Genomic DNA, 21155 nt, shown 5'->3' with positions numbered 1-21155 from the left:
AAAATTTGTGGCACATCTAAGAGGAGAATTATGTTTATCCTGAGTCATTTTAATTCAAATAGCACTTAATAGGCTGTATAATAGTATGTGAAAGCGCAAACAAAATCGAGGAGAGTGAAATAGATGAAAAAGGTAGTTATTACTGGTGGAAGTGGTTTGTTAGGACCGTCTGTAATTGAGGAGTTTTTAAATCACGGATATGATGTGTTAAATGTCGATCAAAAGTTACCTGAAAATCCACTTTGCGAAACAATCTTAGCAGACCTGACAAACTTAGGTGAAGTATATGATGTTCTAGCTGGAGCTGATGCTGTCGTCCATTTGGCTGCTATACCAAGAGCATATATGTTTCCAAGTGACGTAACGTTTAGCACTAATGCTGTATCAACTTATAATATATTAGAAGCCGCTGGAACTTTAGGAATAAAGAAGGCGGTAATTACATCAAGCGAATCTTCCTATGGAGTCGTGTTCTCGAAGAAGGGTTTAACACCACAGTATGTACCTGTCGATGAAGACCATCCGAGATTGCCGGAGGATAGCTATGGTCTGTCTAAAATTGTAAATGAACAGACTGCAGAAATGATCCATAATAGAACTGGAATGCAAGTGGTATCTTTGCGTATCGGTAACGTAATCGCACCGCATATGTATAAAAATTTCCCGGGATTTATTCATAATCCAGAGGAAAGAAAAACAATCATGTGGAGCTACATAGATGCTAGAGATGCTGCATCAGCCTATCGTTTATCTGTCGAAAAAGATGATTTAGGAGTTGTTGCATTAAATGTTGGTGCAGATAATTCTAGTATGGATATAGAAAGCCGAGATTTAATGGCACAGATTTACCCAAATGTAACTGATTTCCGGGAAGACATAACAGGCTACGACACATTATTTAGCAGTGAAAAAGCTAAAAGGGTTTTGGGCTGGAAGCCAGTGCATAATTGGAGAGATTACGTAAAGGTAGATAAATAAAGCAAAAAGGTTGTGTTAATATGAAATACCGTCCATTAGGAAAGACTGGTATGGAAGTAAGTGAGTTAAGTTTTGGTACATGGGCTATTGGCGGCTCATGGGGAAAAACGAGTGATGAAGAGGCGTTAAAGGGCTTAGAAAAAGCGATGGATGCTGGTGTTAATTTTTTTGATACAGCTGATGTTTACGGTGGTGGACACAGTGAAGAATTACTGGCAAAAGCAACAAAAGGAAAAGAAGATAAAATCCATGTTGCTACTAAGTTTTGCCGTGCTGGGGATATTCACGACCTGAACACATACTCTGAGAAAGCAGTAACGGATTATTGTGAAGCGAGTCTAAAGCGTCTAGAACGTGATTCCTTAGATTTATTTCAAATCCATTGTCCTCCGCTAGAGATTCTAAAAGAGGGAAGTGTCTTTCAAGTATTAGATAAATTAAAACAACAAGGGAAGATTCGCAATTACGGTGTGAGTGTTGAAACCGTGGAAGAAGGTCTGTTTTGTTTAGAGCAGCCAGATGTCAGTACGCTACAAGTAATATTTAATATCTTCCGTCAAAAGCCTTTGGAAGAACTGTTTCCTAAAGCGAAAGAACAAGGAGTAGGAATTCTAGCGCGAGTACCATTAGCAAGCGGCTTACTTACTGGTAAATTTACAACAGACCATCAATTTGAATCAGATGATCATCGAAAGTTTAATCGTAATGGTGAAGCATTTAACGTTGGTGAAACTTTTGGAGGAATTGAGTTTTCAAAAGGTGTAGAATTGAGTAATCAATTAAAGTGGATAGCTGAAGGTAGAGGCAACATGACGAAAGCAGCATTAAAATGGATTTTAGAACATGATGCCATTTCTTCTGTAATCCCTGGCTTTAAGACGGTTAAACAAGTGGAAGATAACTTAGGTGCTGTGGATGTTAAAGACTATAGTAACGATGAAATGAAGAAATTAGCAGATTTTTATCAAAATGAAATCCATTCACATATTCGTGGACCATATTAAATTTTTGCAAGAAGAAAAGGGTAATCAACTAAACAGGTTGATTACCTTTTTTGTCTTAAGGTGCTACCTATAGAGTTAATAAATTAATTTTATAATGTGTTATAATAGAGTAAAAGTTTTTCGGTGGAGGGTTTGTTTATGCAAAGAGGCAGCTTCCAATGGATGAAGTCACTAAATAAATCTATTATTTTAAATAAAGTTCGCACAAATGGGCCAATTTCGAGAGCGCAAATTGCTAAGGACACGAAATTAACCCCTCCCACGGTCGGTACTATTATAAAAGAGCTTATTGAGCAAGGTATTGTTAAAGAAAGCAATTTAGGTGTTTCCCAAGGCGGTAGAAAGCCTACAATGCTGGTGATTAACAATAGTGAATTCTATATTGTTGGTGTTGATGCCGGACCAAGTAATATAGAAGTTATACTTTCTGATTTGACTGGTAATATCTTAAGCAAATCCACTAGTTTAATAGGAAATGTATCATCAAATGAGCAGTTTCTAGGTATATTAAAGGGTGCAATAACAGAACTTATGGATGAGTTTTATTATTTAAAAGAAAAAATCATTGGTATAGGTGTGGCTATGCACGGAGTAGTAGAAGTGAAGTCGGGAACATCATTGTTTGCAACCAATTTAAACTTACAAGACATTCCAATTAGACAAGAATTGGAAGAGGCGTTTGATTTGGTCGTCAAGGTTGAAAATGATGCTAGAGCTTATGCCTTAGCGGAAGCGTGGTTTGGACAAAATGACTCGATAGGTAGCATGCTTGCCATTAACATTGGACGAGGTATCGGTGCTGGAATGATAATTGACGGGAAACTTTACCATGGTGAGCATGGTATAGCCGGTGAAATAGGCCATATGACTCTAGATATGAACGGCAAAAAATGCCAATGCGGTAACCGTGGGTGTCTACAAACTGTTGCTTCTGGACCGGCAATGGTAGAAAAAGCACGCCTCGCTATTACAACAAATAAAAGCTTATTAACAGAAATGATTGCAGATGGTCACGAACTAACAGGTGAATTAGTCTTTCAAGCAGCACAAAAGGGTGATGCTTTGGCTAAACGAATACTTGAAGAGACAGGAACTTTTATTGGTGTAGGTCTAACTAATCTAATCCATGTATTTAATCCAACGAAAATTGTCGTTGGAGGTGGAGTAGCAAAGGCCGGTTCATTTATTTTAGATCCAATAAAATCCGCGATTGAAGAGCGGGTACTTACCACTACAGCAAAACAAACAGAGGTTGTCCTAACCGATTTAGGAGAAAACTCAACCGCGATTGGTGCAGTTGCCTTATTATTAGTCGAACTTTTTCAACCTGTCACAATTAGGTAATTGAATTAAAAGATGGATAGGCTCTTCTGACCTATCCATCTTTTAATTTTATTTATTTATTAAATTAAACGAAAATGTTGTTTTGGATTGATATTTTTCGCCTTTATCTAAAACAATTCCAGGAAAGCCTTCATGGTTTAAAGAAGCGGGAGAAGACTGGGTTTCTAAGCATAAACCCAAATATTTTCTAGAGCTTCCTTCAACTAAGTTAAGGCTTTCGTCCATACTATTTGAGCTATAAAGTACAACACCTGGTTGGTCGGTTGTTACAACTAATTCTCTGCCACTAGTATAATCCCTTACAATTGCTTTTTCTTTTTTGTTGTCATCAAAAATAAAGTTCTGATCATAGCCATTACTTGCTACTTTGTTCTGTGGATTATTTGATTCTGCTCCAACTTTGATCCGTTGGCCGTTTCTAAAGTCAAAAGAAGTACCTTCCACTGCAATCTCTTTCCCTGTTGGAATTAAATCTTCATCCAACTCAACAAAAGAACTACTGTCTAGTGTCACTTCATGTTCTAGAATATTTTCTTTTAGATTCCCGCTTAAGTTAAAGTAGGAATGGTTCGTCGCTGTTAAAACTGTCTTTTGATCCGAGCTTCCTTCATAGGTGATTGAGAAATTGTTACTATTATCTAATGTATAGGTTACTTTCATAGTTAAATTTCCTGGATAACCTCCATCACCATCGTTACTAGTATGAGATAAGTTAACCCCTACTTCGTTTTCGGTTTCGAAAGCATCTGATTCCCAAGCGACTGAGTGAAAACCGGTAGGACCTCCGTGTAGATGGTTTTCCCCATTATTAGCAGGTAGTGTGTAGGTAGTCCCGTCCAAGACGAATTGAGATCCTTGAATTCTACCAGCTACTCTACCAATTAGTGCTCCTAAAAAGACTGGATTTTCGATATAATCCTCATATTCCTTGTATCCTAAGACAACGTTTTCAAAGGTGTTGTCGCGGTTTGGTACTAGTATCTTAGTAATAGCGCCACCATAGTTAAGAAAACTAACCTCCATGCCGTTGTCATTAACTAAAGTAAATAGCTTCCATTCTTGATTAGGTACCGTTATTTTTTTAGTGTTTATTTTCATAAATAATACTCCTTCCTAGTTAAGGGCTGTAATGAACTTTTCGAATGCAGCTCTACCTTCTTTATTCGTTTTGAAAACACCAGAATCCTCTAATACTTTAGTGAATTTTTTACCCAATTCATCTTCCAAAATACGATCAACACTCTTAGGATCAACGGTGGTACTATATTTTTCCTTTATTTCTTGGGCCCAGTTTTCGTGGTAATCCGTAACATGATTTGTATTATCTAACAAAAATCTGCGTATTTCTTCTAATTCATATTTGAGACGATCGGGTAAGACGGCAAGTCCCATTACTTCAATTAAGCCAATGTTCTCTTTCTTGATATGATGGACGTCCTGATGTGGGTGAAAAATCCCTAGTGGGTGTTCTTCAGTGGTTCGGTTATTTCGTAATACGAGATCTAATTCGAACAAGCCATCACGTACTCTAGCGATAGGTGTAATGGTATTATGTGGTGTGTCATCAGTAAACGCTTGTATTTCTACTTTTGTATCACTGTAACCTCTCCATTTGTCTAAAATATGCGTAGCAGCATCAATTAACTTGTTTCTATCTTTAGCTCTTAGTCTAATAACAGATAATGGCCAGTTAACAATGGAAGCATCAACATCGTCAAATTGATTAATTTTAAAGAAAAATTCTTCCTTGGCATCGGTCATTGCGAAAGTATAGTGTCCACCTTGATAATGATCATGGCTTAATATTGAGCCACCAACAATCGGTAGATCAGCATTAGAACCAACAAAGTAATGTGGGAACTTTTCCACAAAGGCAGTTAACCGTTGGAAAGTTCCTTTGTTTATTTTCATTTCTCGATGATCTGCACATAAAAGTATACAATGTTCATTGTAGTAAACATAAGGAGAATATTGAAGGAACCAATCTTCTCCTTCCAATGGCACATTAATAATTCTGTGGTTAGAACGAGCTGGGTGTCCAGTACGCCCAACATAACCTTCATTTTCAATACATAAAAGGCACTTAGGATAAGTGATTTTTTGTTTCATCGCTCGTTCACGCTTCAATTGTTCAGGATCCTTCTCAGGCTTCGATAAATTGATGGTAATGTCTAACGATCCATAAGGTGATTCGGTTTTATAGTGTATATTTTTCTTAATGCGATTCATTTGAATATAGTTGCTACTTTTACTTAAATTATAGAAATAATTAGTTGCTTGTTCCGGAGAATCCTCGTACTTAGAATAAAAGGTTTGATTTACCTCTGACGGCTTTGATAGGAAACAGTCCATAAGCTTAGCTGAGAGAATTTCTTTATCATCTAGTACATCCTCGATAACCTCTTCTGTAATTGCATAGCTAACAATGTCCTCCAATAAATCGGGGATAGATTTCTCTGTTGCAACGATTGTAACCTCTTCAAAGCCTTTCAAGTTTAGGAGTCCGAGTAACTGATTTCTAATATAGATAGTATCTTCTCGTTCTATTAATTGAGCTTCTACTCCTTTTTCTACTAGTTGAGCAACCTGCAGAAAAATAGACATAATTAGATTACACTTCCTTCCCATAACCTGCTGGATGCCCCTGATGCCAGTTCCATGCGTCTTCAAGAATTTTATCAATTGAAGTTTTGTTAGGGCTCCAGCCTAATACCTTTTTCGCTTTGTCTGACGAAGCAATTAGAGTACTAGGATCTCCGGCCCGACGTTCCCCTACTTTGGCGGATATGGTTTTTCCGGTAACTTTCCGTGCGGTGTCGATAATTTCCTTTACTGAGAATCCTAGGCTACTACCAAGGTTAAACACATCACTATTTCCACCATTATCGAGGTAGTCCAATGCTAGAAGATGGGCATCAATTAAATCCTCAACATGAATGTAGTCGCGAATACAAGTTCCGTCATCAGTATTGTAGTCTTCTCCATAAATAGTTATATGCTCACGTTGGCCTAGAGCAACCTGAAGTACTATTGGAATGAGGTGTGATTCTGGTTGATGGTCTTCGCCAATTTCCCCATTACTCCGCGCACCAGCAACGTTGAAATAACGTAAAGATACATACTTGATGCCATGAGCAACCTCGCACCACTTCATTAGTTTTTCCATGGTTAATTTTGTTTCGCCATAGGTACTTGTCGGTGCGGTTTTTTCATTCTCTGTAATGGGAATAGTATCTGGCTCCCCATAAGTAGCGGCAGTTGATGAGAAAACAATCTTTTTCACATTGAATTCTTTCATTGCTTGCAAAAGCACTTGGGTTCCGTAAACGTTATTGTCGAAATACTTGATTGGGTCCTCCATAGACTCGCCAACTAGTGAATTGGCTGCAAAATGGAGCACAGAATCAATCGACTCGTTTTCAAAAACATCTCTCAAAAAATTGATATCCCTTATGTCACCTGGGTAAAAAGTCGCCTTTGGATGAACCGCACCACGATGTCCAGTTTGTAAATTATCAATCACGACAACCTCTTGCTTTTGATCTATTAACTGGTATACAGCATGAGAGCCAATGTATCCTGCTCCACCTAGTACTAATACACTCATTCGTAACACTCCTTTTTAAATATTTCTTTTGCACCATCACCAATGGTTGCAACATAGAAAGTAGCTTCATAGCCAATTTTATTCTTATATGTTTGGTTAACATTTTTTTTAAATGAATCAACAGAATCCTTAGGTACTATCGCTATTGCACAACCGCCAAATCCAGCTCCCGTCATGCGCGCGCCTAAGACACCTTCTTGACTCCAAGCAGCTTCTACTATGGTGTCTAGCTCTATCCCAGTCACTTGATAATCATCCTGCAAGGACAAATGTGATTGGTTCATTAATAAGCCAAATCGCTCTAAATTACCTTGTTTTAACTGTTCAAGTGCTTGTAGTGTTCGCTGGTTCTCATAGACCGCATGCTTAGCTCTTTTTCGGTCAATCTCATTTTTGATTAGGTGTTTAGAATCTTCAAATTGTTCCTCGGTTAAATCCCCTAAGCTTTGTATAGAAAGCTCGGTTTGTAAATCCCCTAAAGCTCGTTCGCACTCTGCTCGTCTTTCATTATACTTTGAACCGGATAGCTCTCTGCGTTTGTTTGTATTTATGATAATAATAACATGTCTATCTAGTTGAATTGGCGCATAATAATAGTTTAAGGTCTGGCAATCGAGTAAAATAGCGTGATCTTTTTTACCTTTTCCAATAGCAAACTGATCCATGATTCCACTATTTACTCCAATATAATGGTTTTCAACCGATTGTCCAAGCTGTATCATTTGAATCCTATCTATGTCTAGCTTATACAAATTCTCAATTAACACACCTGTTGCTATCTCGATAGAAGCTGAGGATGAGAGACCTGCACCATTTGGTATGTTTCCATAGTAAAGTATGTCAGCCCCTGTTTGTATATCGAATCCATCTTTTAAAAAGTTATAAAACATTCCCTTTGGATAGTTTGCCCAGTAATGTCCATCATCGAATTTAAGATTAGATAAGTCGCACTCAATCACACCATTCTCTGGGAAGTTTATTGAATAAAAACGTAATTTGTTGTCACTTCGCTTAGATGCTAGGGCATAAGTACCAAAGGATATCGATGCAGGAAAAACATGGCCACCATTATAATCAGTATGCTCACCGATTAGATTGATCCGTCCAGGTGCAAAAAAGATTCTTGGGGACTGGTCTGTCGTGAAGGTTGTTTGAAACTGGGAGATTAATTTTTCAGTATTCATTTAAAAGCCTCCTAACAAAACTTAATTAAATTAATTTATAAACTAATTATACGAAAGTATTAGGCAAAACTCAATAAATAAATCGGGTCTAGGAAACAAGTACTATCTTTACTAAAACCGTAAGATAACTTAACAATAACTTAATATTATTCGGTTTTTATGTGTTAAAATGGGCTTTGAACAAGAAAATATACCAAGGGGGTAGCAAATGAGGAATTTTGTCGAAAGAAAGTTTATTAGTGTTTTTTTGATTGCTGTACTAATTCTAGCAAACTTTTCTAGCACACTGGCAATCACTGTTAATGCAGAAACATCCCAAGATTTGTTTATATCGGAGTATATTGAGGGGAGCTCATACAACAAGGCTATTGAAATTTACAATGGGACTGGTAATGAAGTAGATTTATCGACTTATAGCCTTGAGCTTTACACTAATGGCGGAAGTTCACCGAATAGTACGATGACATTATCGGGAACTCTAGCTAGCGGTGAGGTATATGTGTTAGCAAATTCCCGAGCTAGTGCTGATATTATGGCAGTCACGGATGAAACAGGCTCTGTTATTAATTTCAACGGGGATGACGCTATCGTGTTGAAAAATAATGATAGTGTTGTTGATTCATTTGGACAAGTTGGAGTGGACCCAGGTAGTGCTTGGGGATCCGATGTTAGCACGGCGAATTCCACCTTGGTACGTAATACATCAATTCTAGCTGGAGACACAAATCCAAGTGATGTTTTTGACCCTTCAGTAGAATGGACGGGTTTCGCGCAAGATGACTTTAGTCATTTAGGTTCACACCTTAAGGATACAACAGAAGAACCAACGGAACCAAAAGATTTATATACAATCGAGGAAGCTAGGTCACTAGAAGGACAAACAGTAACTGTTGAAGGGCTAGTGCTATCTGGTAATTTACATACTAGTCAGCTTTCAAATTATATACAAGATGATACAGCTGGTATTAACCTATTTAACTTTGACGCTTCTATTTTCACAGAGCTAGAAGAAGGGGACAAAGTAAAGGTTACTGGAAAAATTACAGTATATAATGACCTTACTGAAATTGTGCCATCTAGTTCAGAAGACTTAGAAGTAATAAGTAAGGATAATGCTTTACCGGAACCTGTAGAAATATCGATTGCAGACTTGCAGGATGCAAGTGTTGCTGAACCACTAGAAGGACAACTGGTAAAAGTATCGGGGTACATTTCTAATATTCCAGATAGCCCTGCTGGTGGTGGTTATAATATTTCATTTGTTGATGCAAATTTCCAAGGCACAACATTACGAGTAATAGAAGGAACATTAGATTTAACGGCATTAGAGGTAGGTTGGTACGATGTAACGGCTATTTTAAGTCAATACAATTCTTATCAACTAATTCCAAGAAAAGATGCTGATATTAAATTAGCTGATGAGCAGCCTGAAGCACCAACTGCTGCTGGTGAATATACATCAACTGTTATGTATGTAACCGATGGGGATACAATTCGTTTAAATTCACCAGTACTTGGTGCAGATCGTGTTCGCTTTGTCAATATCGATACACCAGAAACGGATATGGGCTCGGCAAACGGAGCTCATGGTGATAATCAAGACCAGCACGGTGAAGCTGCTTCCGCTTATTTGAAAACTTTATTACAAGAAGGCGACGAAGTAACACTTAAGGTTGGTGAAGAACCAACAGATGCCTATGGAAGATTATTGGCGCAAGTAATTAATAAAGATGGTATTAATACGAATCTAGAAATGGTTGAAAAAGGTTATGCAGTTTCTTATTTCATTTGGCCGGTCGGGGATGAAGCTGAATATGAATTATATCAATCGGCTACAAGACTAGCGCTAGATAATGAACTAGGTATTTGGGATCCTGCAGACCCATTGATTGAACTTCCGTTTGAATACCGTGCAATTCTTGAAGGTGGAGACTTTCATAGGTATGTAGGAAATTCTGATACAAAAGAATATGTCCAGCCTTTGGAATGGGAGGATGTGTCTGTAGATAAACGCATTTTCTTTGCAAGTGCAGAAGAAGCAGAAGCGCAAGGATATACCGCAGTAGGATCAGATCCTGTAGATCCTCCATCTGAAGATGTTTTAGAGCTACAATTGTTAAGCATGAACGACCTCCATGGAAAAATTGATCAAGAATACGAGTTAGATATCGATGACGATGGTACGGATGATGGAATGTTTGGGCGTATGGATTATACGTCAGCATTCATCAAGGACCGTGCACAAGAAAACCCGAATACATTAATTGTCCATGCAGGTGATATGATTGGTGGAAGCTCACCAGTATCGGGCTTATACCAAGATGAACCTACTGTAGAAATTATGGAAGAAATCGGTTTTGATTTTGGTACAGTTGGTAATCATGAATTTGATGAAGGTACTGATGAATTACTCCGCATGGTAAATGGAGGAGAACACCCAGAAGGTTTAGGAACTGCTGATTATGACGGCATAGATTTTGCTAACTTGTGTGCTAATTGCGTGTATAAAGATTCAGGTGAAACGATTTTACCACCATATGCTGTTGCAGAAGTGGATGGAGAGAAAATAGGCTTTATCGGAGTCAATACACAGGCATCAGCAAGTATGGTAATGCCAGCTGGAATAGAAGACATTGAATTTACTGACGAAGCTGCAGCAGTAAATAAAGCTGTTTCTGAATTAAAAGCTGATGGTGTGGAGGCAATTGTTGTCTTAGCTCATATGCCTGCTGATCAAAGTGGTGCTTCCGCTACTGGTGATTCAGCAAACCTAGCCAACAGTGTCGATGATGCAGTTGATATTATCTTTGCTGCACATAATCACCAAGTTGTGGATGCAGTAGTAGATAACAAATTAATTGTTCAGGCATCTGAATATGGAAAAGCTTTTGCAGATGTGGATATCCAAATTGACCGTACAACTGGAGATATTGTTAACAAAGAAGCTGAAATTGTATTTGTTGATCAAAGTGTCATGGGACCAGATCCAGCGGTAACTAACATTTTGGAAAAGTATGCAGCTCTAATTGCAGATAAGATGAATGAAGTATTAGGATATAACGCTAATACCATGACAGGTAGTTATACAGGTGATGGCGACCATGGTTTAGGTAACTTAATTGCCGACGCAATGTTATATTCCATGGGTAGTGACTTCGCAATGATGAATGGTGGAGGAATTAGAGATCAATTATTAGAAGGCGAAGTTACATGGGGTAACTTGTACAACATCATGCCATTTGGTAATACACTGATGGAGTTTGAAGTAACAGGTGCAGATCTATACACCATTTTAAATGAACAAATATCTGCTCAGTATGGCCCTGATTATAGTGTTAGTGGGATGAAATACACATGGGATTCGACAACAAATGAAGTGATCGATATCATGTTTATGGATGGTACTCTGATTGAAGAAGATACAACAACCTATACATTAACAGTCAATAATTATATGGGTACTTCTGAAGGACCAATTAAAGATCTTGGTCAGAATGAAATAATGGGTCCAATGGATTTAGATTCTTTTGTAGATTTTGTAAAGAGTTTAGAAAGTACTGAAAATAATCCAATTGATTACGGTCCAGAAGGTCGAATTGTAGAGATAGAAGATGATTCAGAAGAAGATTTAGGTGAAGTAACAATTGCTGAAGCACGAGCCGCAGAAATGGGTACTAAAGTAACTGTTGAGGGAATTGTTACAACAACACCAGGGGCTTGGGGTAGTAATGGATTTTATCTTCAGGATGACACTGGAGGAACGTATGTGTTTGGTGATGACAGTGTTTCTGTTGGAGATTCGGTTAAATTAACCGCTAAAGCTGCAAGCTATAATGGCGAGTTCCAATTATCAGACGTTTCTGAATTAGAAATTACAGGAAATTCTGATTTTCCTACAGCATTAGATCTGTCACCGGCAGAAATTGATGATACCAACCAAGGACAACTAGTCGTTGTTAAAGGTGCTACTATTTCTAGTCTTGAAGAAGTGAATGATTATGGTACATTTGAATTCATAGCAACACAAGGTGATGATAGTGTCCTCGTACGTGTTGATAACCGTACTGGATTAGCATTCTCAGACTTTACTTTTACAGATGGTGATGTGGTGGATATCACGGGTATTTCTAGTGTATTTAACGGAGAATACCAATTAAAACCTACACAAGCTGACGACATTGTTGAACACATTGAAGACGAACCATCTGAACAAGAAGAACAAATTACAGTAAAACCACAAGTAACAAACGGCAAAGCAAAAATTGACACAAACAGTATTGATCAAGTTAAGGATCAAGGAGAACTAGTGGTTGATGTAGGAGATGGGTTGGAAGTTGATTTAGATCTGGATAGCGGACAAGTGGAAAAACTAAAAGCTAAAGGAATTACACTTACGATTAAAAACAGTGAAACAACCGTTTCTATTCCATCTAACATTCTCCCTTCAGGAGCTGTCTCTATTAAAGTTGAAGTAGTAACAGATGTAGAGGGTTCTGAAGGTGCAGTGACCAAAGTGTTTGATTTCACGATTAATAATGGTGAAATACACGAGTTTACTGAACCTGTAACATTAAAATTTCTAGTAGATGCTTCCAAAGTTTCAGACGACAGTAGATTAGAAGTTCGCTATTTTAATGAAGCAACTGGTGAGTGGGAGTCTATTGGCGGAACTTATGAAGGTGGATTTGTAACTGCTCAAACAAGTCACTTTAGTAAATTTGCAGTATTTGAAATTGCTCAAGATGATGACAAACCGGATGAAGAAAAACCAGGGGATGATTCAAATGAAACTCCAGAACCTGAGCCTGAGGAAGATAATTCGGATGAGTCAGATAAAGGCGATGGTTCATCAGAAGATGAAGATAGTGATTCTGATGAAGAACTACCTGGTACTTCGACAAATACTTTTAATATTTTACTAGTTGGTGTAATGCTTATATTTGCAGGTATGATGTTCGTTATTTATCACAGAAGAAAAACAGTTTAATCACTTATTTTCAAATAACCCTTTCCTGCAAAATGAGGAAAGGGTTATTTTTAATAATTTACATCATAGTATTATTAGAGCGCGGTTGACAGGAAAAGAAAAAAGGTATTATACTTAATTGAAAATCATTCTCATTTGTAATCCATCTATAAATAGTAAGGAGAGTAGAGATATGAATTTATCCCGATTAATCCAAGAAAGACGATCTATCCAATTATATGAGGATCGCGCAGTTCCTGTTGAAGAGGTAAAAGAAATGCTAGAAGCTGCCATATGGGTCCCGAATCATAAAATGACTGAGCCTTGGCGCTTTGTATTTGTCCATGGGGAAACTAAAAAAAGAGTTGCAGAGGTAAATAGAAAAATAGGAGAGACAGGTAACACATTAGAAGAGAAAAAAGCGGGCGGGGAAAAGGCATACAAAAAGATAAATGATGTACCTTTACTCGTAATGGTGTTAATGGAAGAAAATCCAAACCAAAAGCTTCGTGAAGAAGACTATGCTGCAACTAGCTGTGTTATTCAAAACCTTAGCTTATTAGCTTGGGAACAAGGAATCGGCATGATTTGGAAAACTGGTGCGATAACCATTCATCCAGAATTTAGAAGCATAGTCGGTGTAAAACCAGGCGAGAGAGTTGTTGGCATGCTCCAAATGGGGTATCCTGCTAAAGTACCAAAAGCAAGACCTCGAGTGGAAGCCGCGAATCGAATTACAGAATTAAATTAAAAGAAGTCCATCACTATAGTTTCTTTATAAATCCTATCAGGCTACTATTTTTAAAATAGTAGCCTGATTCTATTAGAAACACAGCGTTCCTGAAATGTAACGAGTATCATATTAGGAAATAAAGTACTATATTTACAAATCTATTTTTATTTATATAGTTATTCGTTTACTATAAAGGTAAGAAGATACTGTTTTTAATAGGAGGTAATTAGATGGAGCATAAGAAACTAACGCCATTTCCAAAAGATTTTTTATGGGGTTCAGCCTCGGCGGCATATCAAATTGAAGGTGCATGGGATCAAGACGGAAAAGGTCCTTCTGTTTGGGACGTATATACAAAACTAGAAGGAACTACATACAAAGACACAAACGGTGATGTAGCCGTAGATCACTATAATCGGTATAAAGAAGACGTAGCACTGATGGCAGAGATGGGTTTGAAGGCATATCGTTTTTCCATCGCTTGGAGTAGAATTTTGCCTGAAGGCCGTGGGGAAGTAAATGAAGCAGGTTTACAATTCTATGATGATCTAATTGATGAGTTAATTAAGCATGACATTACCCCACTTGTTACTGTTTACCACTGGGACGTTCCGCAGGCGTTAATGGATGCATATGGAGCTTGGGAATCACGCGAAATTATTGATGATTTCGATACCTATTGTTCCATCCTATTTGAACGCTATGGCGATCGTGTCAAGTACTGGATTACATTAAATGAACAAAATATTTTCGTTGGTTTAGGCTACCGTGATGCAATTCATCCTCCGGGTGTAAAAGATTTGAAGAGAATGTATCAGGCAAATCATATTGCAAATCTAGCAAATGCTAGAGTAATTCAATCATTTAGAAAATTGGTTCCAGATGGAAAAGTTGGACCAAGCTTTGCTTACGGGCCTGCTTATCCATTTGATAGTAATCCAGATAACGTTATTGCAGCAGAAAATGCTGAAGAAATGAACAGTCACTGGTGGATGGATATCTATGTATGGGGTACATATCCTAAATCTGCCTGGAACTATTTAGAGAAAAATGGGCTAGCACCCATAATCGAAGCTGGTGATATGGATCTGCTTGCCAATGCTAAACCTGATTTTATGGGTCTTAACTATTATCAAACAGGCACATTTGAGCATAACCCGCTAGAAGGTGGCGTTGGTGCTGCAAAGATGAATACAAGCGGTAAAAAAGGTACATCGAAGGATTCTGGATTACCTGGGGTATATAAAACAGTAAAAAACCCATATCTAGAAACAACGGATTGGGATTGGACAATTGATCCAAAGGGTTTGCGAATAGCATTGAGAAGAATAGCAAATCGCTATCAGTTGCCTGTTTTAATAACAGAAAACGGCTTAGGTGCTTTTGATACATTAGAGGAAGGTGACGTAGTAAACGACGATTACCGTATTGATTTCCTTGAGAGCCATGTAAAAGAAATCCAAAATGCTATTTCTGACGGAGTAGAGGTAATGGGTTATTGCACATGGTCTTATACGGATCTACTAAGCTGGTTAAATGGATATCAAAAGCGATATGGCTTCGTTTATGTAAATCGTGATGAAGATGGACCAAAGGATTTAAGAAGAATTAAGAAGAAAAGCTTTTATTGGTATAAAGATGTAATTGAAGCCAATGGATTAGTAGATAGAAATTAAATCTAGTGAATTAAAGATGACTGTTCCGTAAAGTAGGAACAGTCATTTTAATGAAGGCTCTTTTCATAATTTATGTTTCTATTGGATCTTCACAGTTGATATAAATTGCGTCGTAACTTTTGCTTCTGGTTTGCTTTCTACCTTATGTTTTAAATCGTCTGCTACTATACACCGTTTCGGCAGAATACTTCGCTTTCCGTGGGCACGACCTCAGCCTCCTCAGAATCAAAGAACGATTCTTCCGGGGTCTTCGGAACGCACTGTTCCCACAGGACAAGGAATGCTACGTAGCAATACATCGCACGAAGAAAATTGAACTTTATTTTCGAGGAGTCTACGTATTCTACCTCCACTGGTAGCGGTGTTCTGATTAGCGATAGTAAAAACCCGTAATCAGTAAGTTTCACGGACATTTCTCCAATTGAAAGGGAGTGTTTATCAGCAGCTTAGAGTCGCTTTATGTTTAATTGAGAAACTCCAAAAAATGCTTAATATCATGAAATATCACTACTTACTAATTTGAAAAATTCATTGCGTAGAGGTTTCTACCTTTTTATGAGTCTTAGTGTATTTACAATGCTAGTACTGTTAATAACTCTGCTTATATGATGATTGGAGCGGAGGCAGTCGACTCCTGCGGGAAAAGCGACGGCTGAAAATCCCGCAGGAAGTGGTATTCTTCCGAGGAAGTTGAAGCGTTGCCCGCGGAAAGCGACTGCCCGGAGCGCAAGTCAACAGCCGATTATGGAAAGGTGAAAAAATTATCAAAAGGTTACGCCGTAGTTTATCGATATTCTTTCTAAAACAATAGTTTTTTAGAAAACAACCTTAATAGAACTGGGATTTTATTTATGATAAGTAGTTACTGATTGATACTATCAAACCCTATTCATAAGTTTTTGCTGCCTCCATAGCTGTGTAGGTTGCTTTGGCAAGGCTCTCGAGTAAGTATAAAACTGGAATCTGTGATGTTAAGTTCACATCTTCAACGAACTCAGTTGAAATATAGTACGATAAATTGTAGTCAGATATTTTAGCTAATGAGCAATCAGAATGATTCGTTATACTTACTACAGTACTACCTTCTTGCTTGAACTGATTGACAATTCTAAGTGTTGTAGGAGTTTCACCCGACACAGATAATACGATAGTAATACTATCCTTAAGGTATTGACCATGAATGGGAAGAAAGGGGTCCTTAATATACAAAGCGAATTTCTTTAATCCAGAAAAATAACGTGACCCATACTCTGCAAGGATCCCGGAACTGCCAACACCAATAAATACAACGCTTTTAGCTATAGCGATAACGGAAGCTATTTTATCAATCTTTTCATCATAGTCATGAGTAAGTGTCCGTTCTAAAAATTCTGTCGCAGAGCTTTTTGTGCTAGCTAGTTTGTTAGAGTTTGTATTTTCTTTTAGCTTTAGCTTCAATTTCACCTTAAATTCTGAAAACCCTTCGCAACCTAGTTTTCTACAAAAACGAAGAATAGTAGTGGTTGAAACATGTGTTTCGTCAGCCAAATCACGTATTCTCATGTATATAATCTTATCTTCATTATGAATAATATAATTATAAAGTTCATATTCAAGTTCAGAAAAACCTGAGATTTGTTCACTAGTAAACATGGTGTTCCTCATTTCAAAAGTAGTTATCTCTATTATAATATGATAAATGCTTTTCCCCAAATGGTTTTATGACTTTTACCTTCATAAGAAGGACATGGTACAATAACATTGCGCTTTTATTAGGAGGAATTATCAATGAGTGATAACAAACATATTTCATTATTAGTAACTAGTGATGTGCATGGATATATTAACCCAACAAACTATAGCGATCATGTTGATCGAAACCTCGGTCTAGCAAAACTATCAACGCTTATTAAACGAAAAAGAAAAAAAGAAAATGTACTGTTACTAGACAACGGTGATTTAATTCAAGGAAGCCCTTTAACGTTTTATCATGCAAAATACCAATCAAAAACGCCCAATCCAATGGTCAAGGTTGCTAACCATTTGGGCTATGTTGCATCTGTTCTCGGTAATCATGAATTTAACTATGGACAAGAATATTTAAAAGAGGTTATAAATCAATCGGAATTCCCTTGGCTTTCAGCTACTACAGTGAACGAATCTGATGAGGAACCAGCATTTGGAAAGCCTTATATAATACATAATATTAATGAAATTTCAGTAGCAATCCTTGGAATAACAACCCACTATATTCCGAATTGGGAGGACCCAAAGCACATTGAAAACTTATCATTCAATGATGCCTTCGAGACGACAAAAAAATGGGTGAATCAAATTCATGAGATTGAAAAACCTGATCTGTTGATTGTTTCGTATCATGGTGGATTCGAGCGAGACATCCATTCTGGTGAACCCACTGAAGAATTGACTGGTGAGAATCAGGGTTATCAGATGTGTATGGAGATAGACGGCATCGATGTGCTAGTGACAGGGCATCAGCACCGATCTATAGCGGACAAGCTTAATGGAGTAACTATTATTCAACCAAGTAATAATGGTCAATTATTAGGACAAGTAGACATTGAATTAGAAAAACGAGATAAGACTTGGGCGGTAAAAGAAGCAGTTCCCTCATTAATAGAAATTGATGATAGAGTCGAAGCAGATAAAGAGGTAGTAGATTTAATTAAGGATTACGAGGATGCTACCCAAGCTTGGCTAGACAAGCCAATTGGAAAAATAAATGGAGATATGACGATTACTGATTCATTTTCCATTCGTTTACAGGATAATCCATTAATAGAATTCATTAATAAAGTACAGATGAATATAGCAAATGTAGATATATCCAATACATCATTATTTAATAATGCTTCACCAGGGTTTAAATCCAATGTAACTATGCGTGACATTGTTTCCAATTACATCTATCCAAATACATTGAAGGTTATTCGTATTTCAGGCATGGATATCAAATTAGCTTTAGAACAGTCTGCAACCTACTTTATCATAAATGTGGATGGTGAAATTGATGTGAACCCTGCTTTTGTCGAACCTAAACCCCAACACTATAACTACGATATGTGGGAAGGGATTGAGTATGAATTGAACATATCTAATCCGATTGGTGAGCGGGTGACACACTTTAATTATCAAGGAAAACCAATCGACTACAACCAACACTATGACGTGGTCATGAATAATTATCGTGCTGGTGGTGGCGGTAACTTTAGGATGTACCAGGAAAAACCAGTTGTGAAGGATATTCCTACTGATATGACTGAGCTAATCGCAAACTATATTTTGCAAAGGGAAACAATCGAGGCGACATGTGATTATAATTGGAAAGTAATAAAATAGTTAATCCTTCATATCAAAATATTCCATAAAATGAATAGAATTCCCTCCTAGACAAATATTAGACAAGTATATTTATATTTGTAGGAGGGATTTTCTGATGAAGGATGAAGAAATGGAAGAAAATGGACCGGGTGGAGCAAATGATAAGCGTTTTGCAGAGGATGAAAATGAAACAACACTAACCAATAGACAAGGTCATCCAATTAGGAACAACCAAAACGTTCGAACTGTTGGTAAACGTGGCCCATCAACACTAGAGAACTATGAGTTTTTAGAAAAAATATCCCATTTTGACCGTGAACGGGTACCGGAACGTGTGGTTCACGCTCGAGGCGCTGGAGCTCACGGGTATTTTGAGACATATGGCAAAGTCGGAGATGAGCCAGTAGAAAAATATACACGGGCTAAAGTATTTTCGGGTGCTGGTAAAAAAACTCCTGTGCTGGTTCGTTTTTCTACAGTGACTCACGGTAACTCATCACCAGAAACAGCTAGAGATCCTCGCGGTTTTGCAGTTAAGTTTTATACGGAGGATGGAAACTGGGATTTAGTAGGAAACAATTTAAAAATTTTCTTTATCCGTGATGCCATCAAGTTTCCGGATCTTATCCATGCATTTAAGCCAGACCCAGTAACAAATATTCAAGATGGGGAACGAATTTTTGACTTTATCAGTAATACACCCGAAGCGATGCATATGATTACTTTTTTATTTTCTCCTTGGGGAATACCAGCTAACTACCGTCAAATGCAAGGTTCAGGCGTAAATACATATCGCTGGGTAAATAAAGATGGGGAAGCAGTCATCGTTAAATACCACTGGGAGCCATTAAAACAAGGACTTAAGAATTTAACTCAGGCTGAAGCAAATAAAATACAAGCAGAGAATTTCAGTCATGCTACTCAAGACTTGTATCAGGCAATTGAGGAAGGGAACTATCCAGAGTGGGAACTTTCTGTACAAATCATGGAGGATAAAGAGCACCCAGAATTAGACTTTGACCCACTCGATGACACAAAGCTATGGCCTATCGATAAATTCCCGTTCTTAAAGGTTGGGAAAATGGTGTTAAATAAAAACCCAGAGAACTATTTTAATGAAATTGAGCAGGCGGCATTTGGTACAGGAGTCCTAGTGGACGGACTAGATTTTTCCGATGATAAAATGTTGCAAGGACGTACCTTCTCTTATTCCGATACACAGCGATACCGAGTGGGAGCTAACTATTTGCAATTGCCGGTAAATGCTGCGAAAAAACATGTTGCGACCAACCAAGAAGGCGGACAAATGTCGTATAAAGTTGATCGCCCAGAAACAGCTAATCCTCATATTAACTATGAACCATCAACAATAGATGGCTTAAAAGAAACAAGCCAAAGAGGCGATTATTACAAGCCATATGTTGAGGGATACTTGACTCGAGAGTCGATTGAAAAGAAGAATGACTTTCAGCAAGCAGGTGAAACATACCGTCAGCATGAGGACTGGGAACGTGATGATTTAATTACTAACCTAGTCAACACATTAAAACCCTGTGATCCAAGAATTCAACAAAAGATGGTTGACATGTTCACCGAATGTGATGAGGATTATGGACATCGAGTTGCTGAAGGCTTGAAAATGGGTATGAACAATGACGGCTCGATGAATACCGAACATAGTGAAGAGATTGCACCGACAAAAGGCAAGCTCCCTAAGCATGGAGGGTCACCAATTGGTAGCACTGGTGCTGCTGATGCAGTTCGCGAAGCACAAGATAAAGGACACGACGCCGAACCATATTAGACTAAAGAACAAGGAATTCCAGTATGCTTAGAAAAACATACGAAATAACATATCAATTGCAGACCAAATCGAATAATGATTTGGTCTTTATTTTTTACCTATATATCAGCAGTTGTCATTTGTCTGTAATTCTCACTGCTATTTCTCCGTTTTCGTAAGTTTTGTAGCCTTTTAACCTTCGCAGTTGATATAAAATGCGACGTAGCCTAGCTACTAGTTGATTTGCGCTCCGGGCAGTCGCTTTCCGCGGGCAACGCTTCAACTTCCTCGGAAGAAAACCACTTCCTGTGGGATTTTCAGCCGTCGCTTTTCCCGCTGGAGTCGACTGCCCTACGCTCCAATCATCATCTTATTCGAAACAATAAAGAAATGGAGATAGATAAGCTCAAAACTAGTGTAGTTTAGTACCCAAGCTTTTAAATAACTATGTTTTGAAGATCGGGAAACTCTCTTAACATACAACTAATTATTTTTCCCTCAATATTCAGAACGCCACTACCAGTGAAAGGCAGAATACGTAGACTCCTATGGGAACAGC

At 37.9% G+C, this 21155-nt stretch carries 15 protein-coding genes; 9 read left to right on the top strand and 6 right to left on the bottom strand.

The features are described 5' to 3' along the window. Positions 1-123: 123 nt before the first annotated feature. From GH741_RS16375 to GH741_RS16365, 3 genes are all read left to right on the top strand, one after another. On the top strand, positions 124-978 hold the full coding sequence (locus GH741_RS16375) for an NAD-dependent epimerase/dehydratase family protein (protein WP_153737838.1): 855 nt from the start codon (positions 124-126) through the stop codon (positions 976-978). 20 nt (positions 979-998) lie between these two features. Further along, the gene (locus GH741_RS16370) at positions 999-1982 is read left to right on the top strand and encodes an aldo/keto reductase (protein WP_153737837.1); all 984 of its coding nucleotides are present in this window, start codon (positions 999-1001) and stop codon (positions 1980-1982) included. A 138-nt stretch (positions 1983-2120) separates the two neighbouring features. Then, positions 2121-3326, top strand: coding sequence for an ROK family transcriptional regulator (locus GH741_RS16365; protein ID WP_153737836.1), 1206 nt, complete (start codon positions 2121-2123; stop codon positions 3324-3326). Positions 3327-3374: 48 nt separating this feature from the next. Here the strand turns inward: GH741_RS16365 and GH741_RS16360 are convergent, their stop codons facing one another. From GH741_RS16360 to GH741_RS16345, 4 genes are read right to left on the bottom strand one after another with little or no spacing between them, the layout of a single operon-like run. After that, complete coding sequence (locus GH741_RS16360) at positions 3375-4424, bottom strand: aldose epimerase family protein (protein ID WP_153737835.1); 1050 nt, start codon at positions 4422-4424, stop codon at positions 3375-3377. A 15-nt stretch (positions 4425-4439) separates the two neighbouring features. Continuing rightward, positions 4440-5930 carry a UDP-glucose--hexose-1-phosphate uridylyltransferase gene (gene galT, locus GH741_RS16355; RefSeq protein WP_153737834.1) on the bottom strand — a complete coding sequence of 497 codons (1491 nt, stop codon included), beginning with the start codon at positions 5928-5930 and terminating at the stop codon, positions 4440-4442. Positions 5931-5937: 7 nt separating this feature from the next. Continuing rightward, entirely contained in the window at positions 5938-6933 is a 996-nt protein-coding gene (gene galE, locus GH741_RS16350; RefSeq protein ID WP_153737833.1) for a UDP-glucose 4-epimerase GalE, read from the bottom strand. Continuing rightward, a complete protein-coding gene (locus tag GH741_RS16345) occupies positions 6930-8117 on the bottom strand; it encodes a galactokinase (protein ID WP_153737832.1) in 1188 nt (395 codons plus the stop codon). The genes galE and GH741_RS16345 overlap by 4 nt, the downstream gene beginning before the upstream one ends. A 208-nt stretch (positions 8118-8325) precedes the next feature. On the opposite strand from GH741_RS16345, the gene GH741_RS16340 reads away from it, so the two are divergent. From GH741_RS16340 to GH741_RS16325, 4 genes are all read left to right on the top strand, one after another. Next, complete coding sequence (locus GH741_RS16340) at positions 8326-13104, top strand: 5'-nucleotidase C-terminal domain-containing protein (protein ID WP_153737831.1); 4779 nt, start codon at positions 8326-8328, stop codon at positions 13102-13104. Between the two features lie 172 nt (positions 13105-13276). Next, the gene (locus tag GH741_RS16335) at positions 13277-13834 is read left to right on the top strand and encodes a nitroreductase family protein (protein ID WP_153737830.1); all 558 of its coding nucleotides are present in this window, start codon (positions 13277-13279) and stop codon (positions 13832-13834) included. Between the two features lie 212 nt (positions 13835-14046). Continuing rightward, entirely contained in the window at positions 14047-15492 is a 1446-nt protein-coding gene (locus GH741_RS16330) for a glycoside hydrolase family 1 protein (protein WP_153737829.1), read from the top strand. A gap of 612 nt (positions 15493-16104) precedes the next feature. Further along, positions 16105-16248, top strand: coding sequence for a hypothetical protein (locus tag GH741_RS16325; protein WP_153737828.1), 144 nt, complete (start codon positions 16105-16107; stop codon positions 16246-16248). 129 nt (positions 16249-16377) lie between these two features. Here the strand turns inward: GH741_RS16325 and GH741_RS16320 are convergent, their stop codons facing one another. Further along, complete coding sequence (locus GH741_RS16320; protein WP_153737827.1) at positions 16378-17124, bottom strand: MurR/RpiR family transcriptional regulator; 747 nt, start codon at positions 17122-17124, stop codon at positions 16378-16380. A 135-nt stretch (positions 17125-17259) separates the two neighbouring features. Here GH741_RS16320 and GH741_RS16315 point away from each other — a divergent pair, with 135 nt between their 5' ends. Further along, complete coding sequence (locus tag GH741_RS16315) at positions 17260-18831, top strand: bifunctional metallophosphatase/5'-nucleotidase (RefSeq protein WP_153737826.1); 1572 nt, start codon at positions 17260-17262, stop codon at positions 18829-18831. A 112-nt stretch (positions 18832-18943) separates the two neighbouring features. Next, the gene (locus GH741_RS16310) at positions 18944-20617 is read left to right on the top strand and encodes a catalase (protein WP_153738024.1); all 1674 of its coding nucleotides are present in this window, start codon (positions 18944-18946) and stop codon (positions 20615-20617) included. Positions 20618-20732: 115 nt separating this feature from the next. On the opposite strand, the gene GH741_RS16305 is transcribed toward GH741_RS16310, so the two are convergent. Next, positions 20733-20879 carry a hypothetical protein gene (locus tag GH741_RS16305; protein WP_153737825.1) on the bottom strand — a complete coding sequence of 49 codons (147 nt, stop codon included), beginning with the start codon at positions 20877-20879 and terminating at the stop codon, positions 20733-20735. Between the last annotated feature and the right edge of the window lie 276 nt (positions 20880-21155).

This window comes from Aquibacillus halophilus, assembly GCF_009649745.1.
Taxonomy (GTDB): Bacteria; Bacillota; Bacilli; order Bacillales; family Amphibacillaceae; genus Aquibacillus; species Aquibacillus halophilus.
Note: the sequence above shows the minus strand (reverse complement) of the source record. Positions and strands in the feature narration are given on the sequence as shown.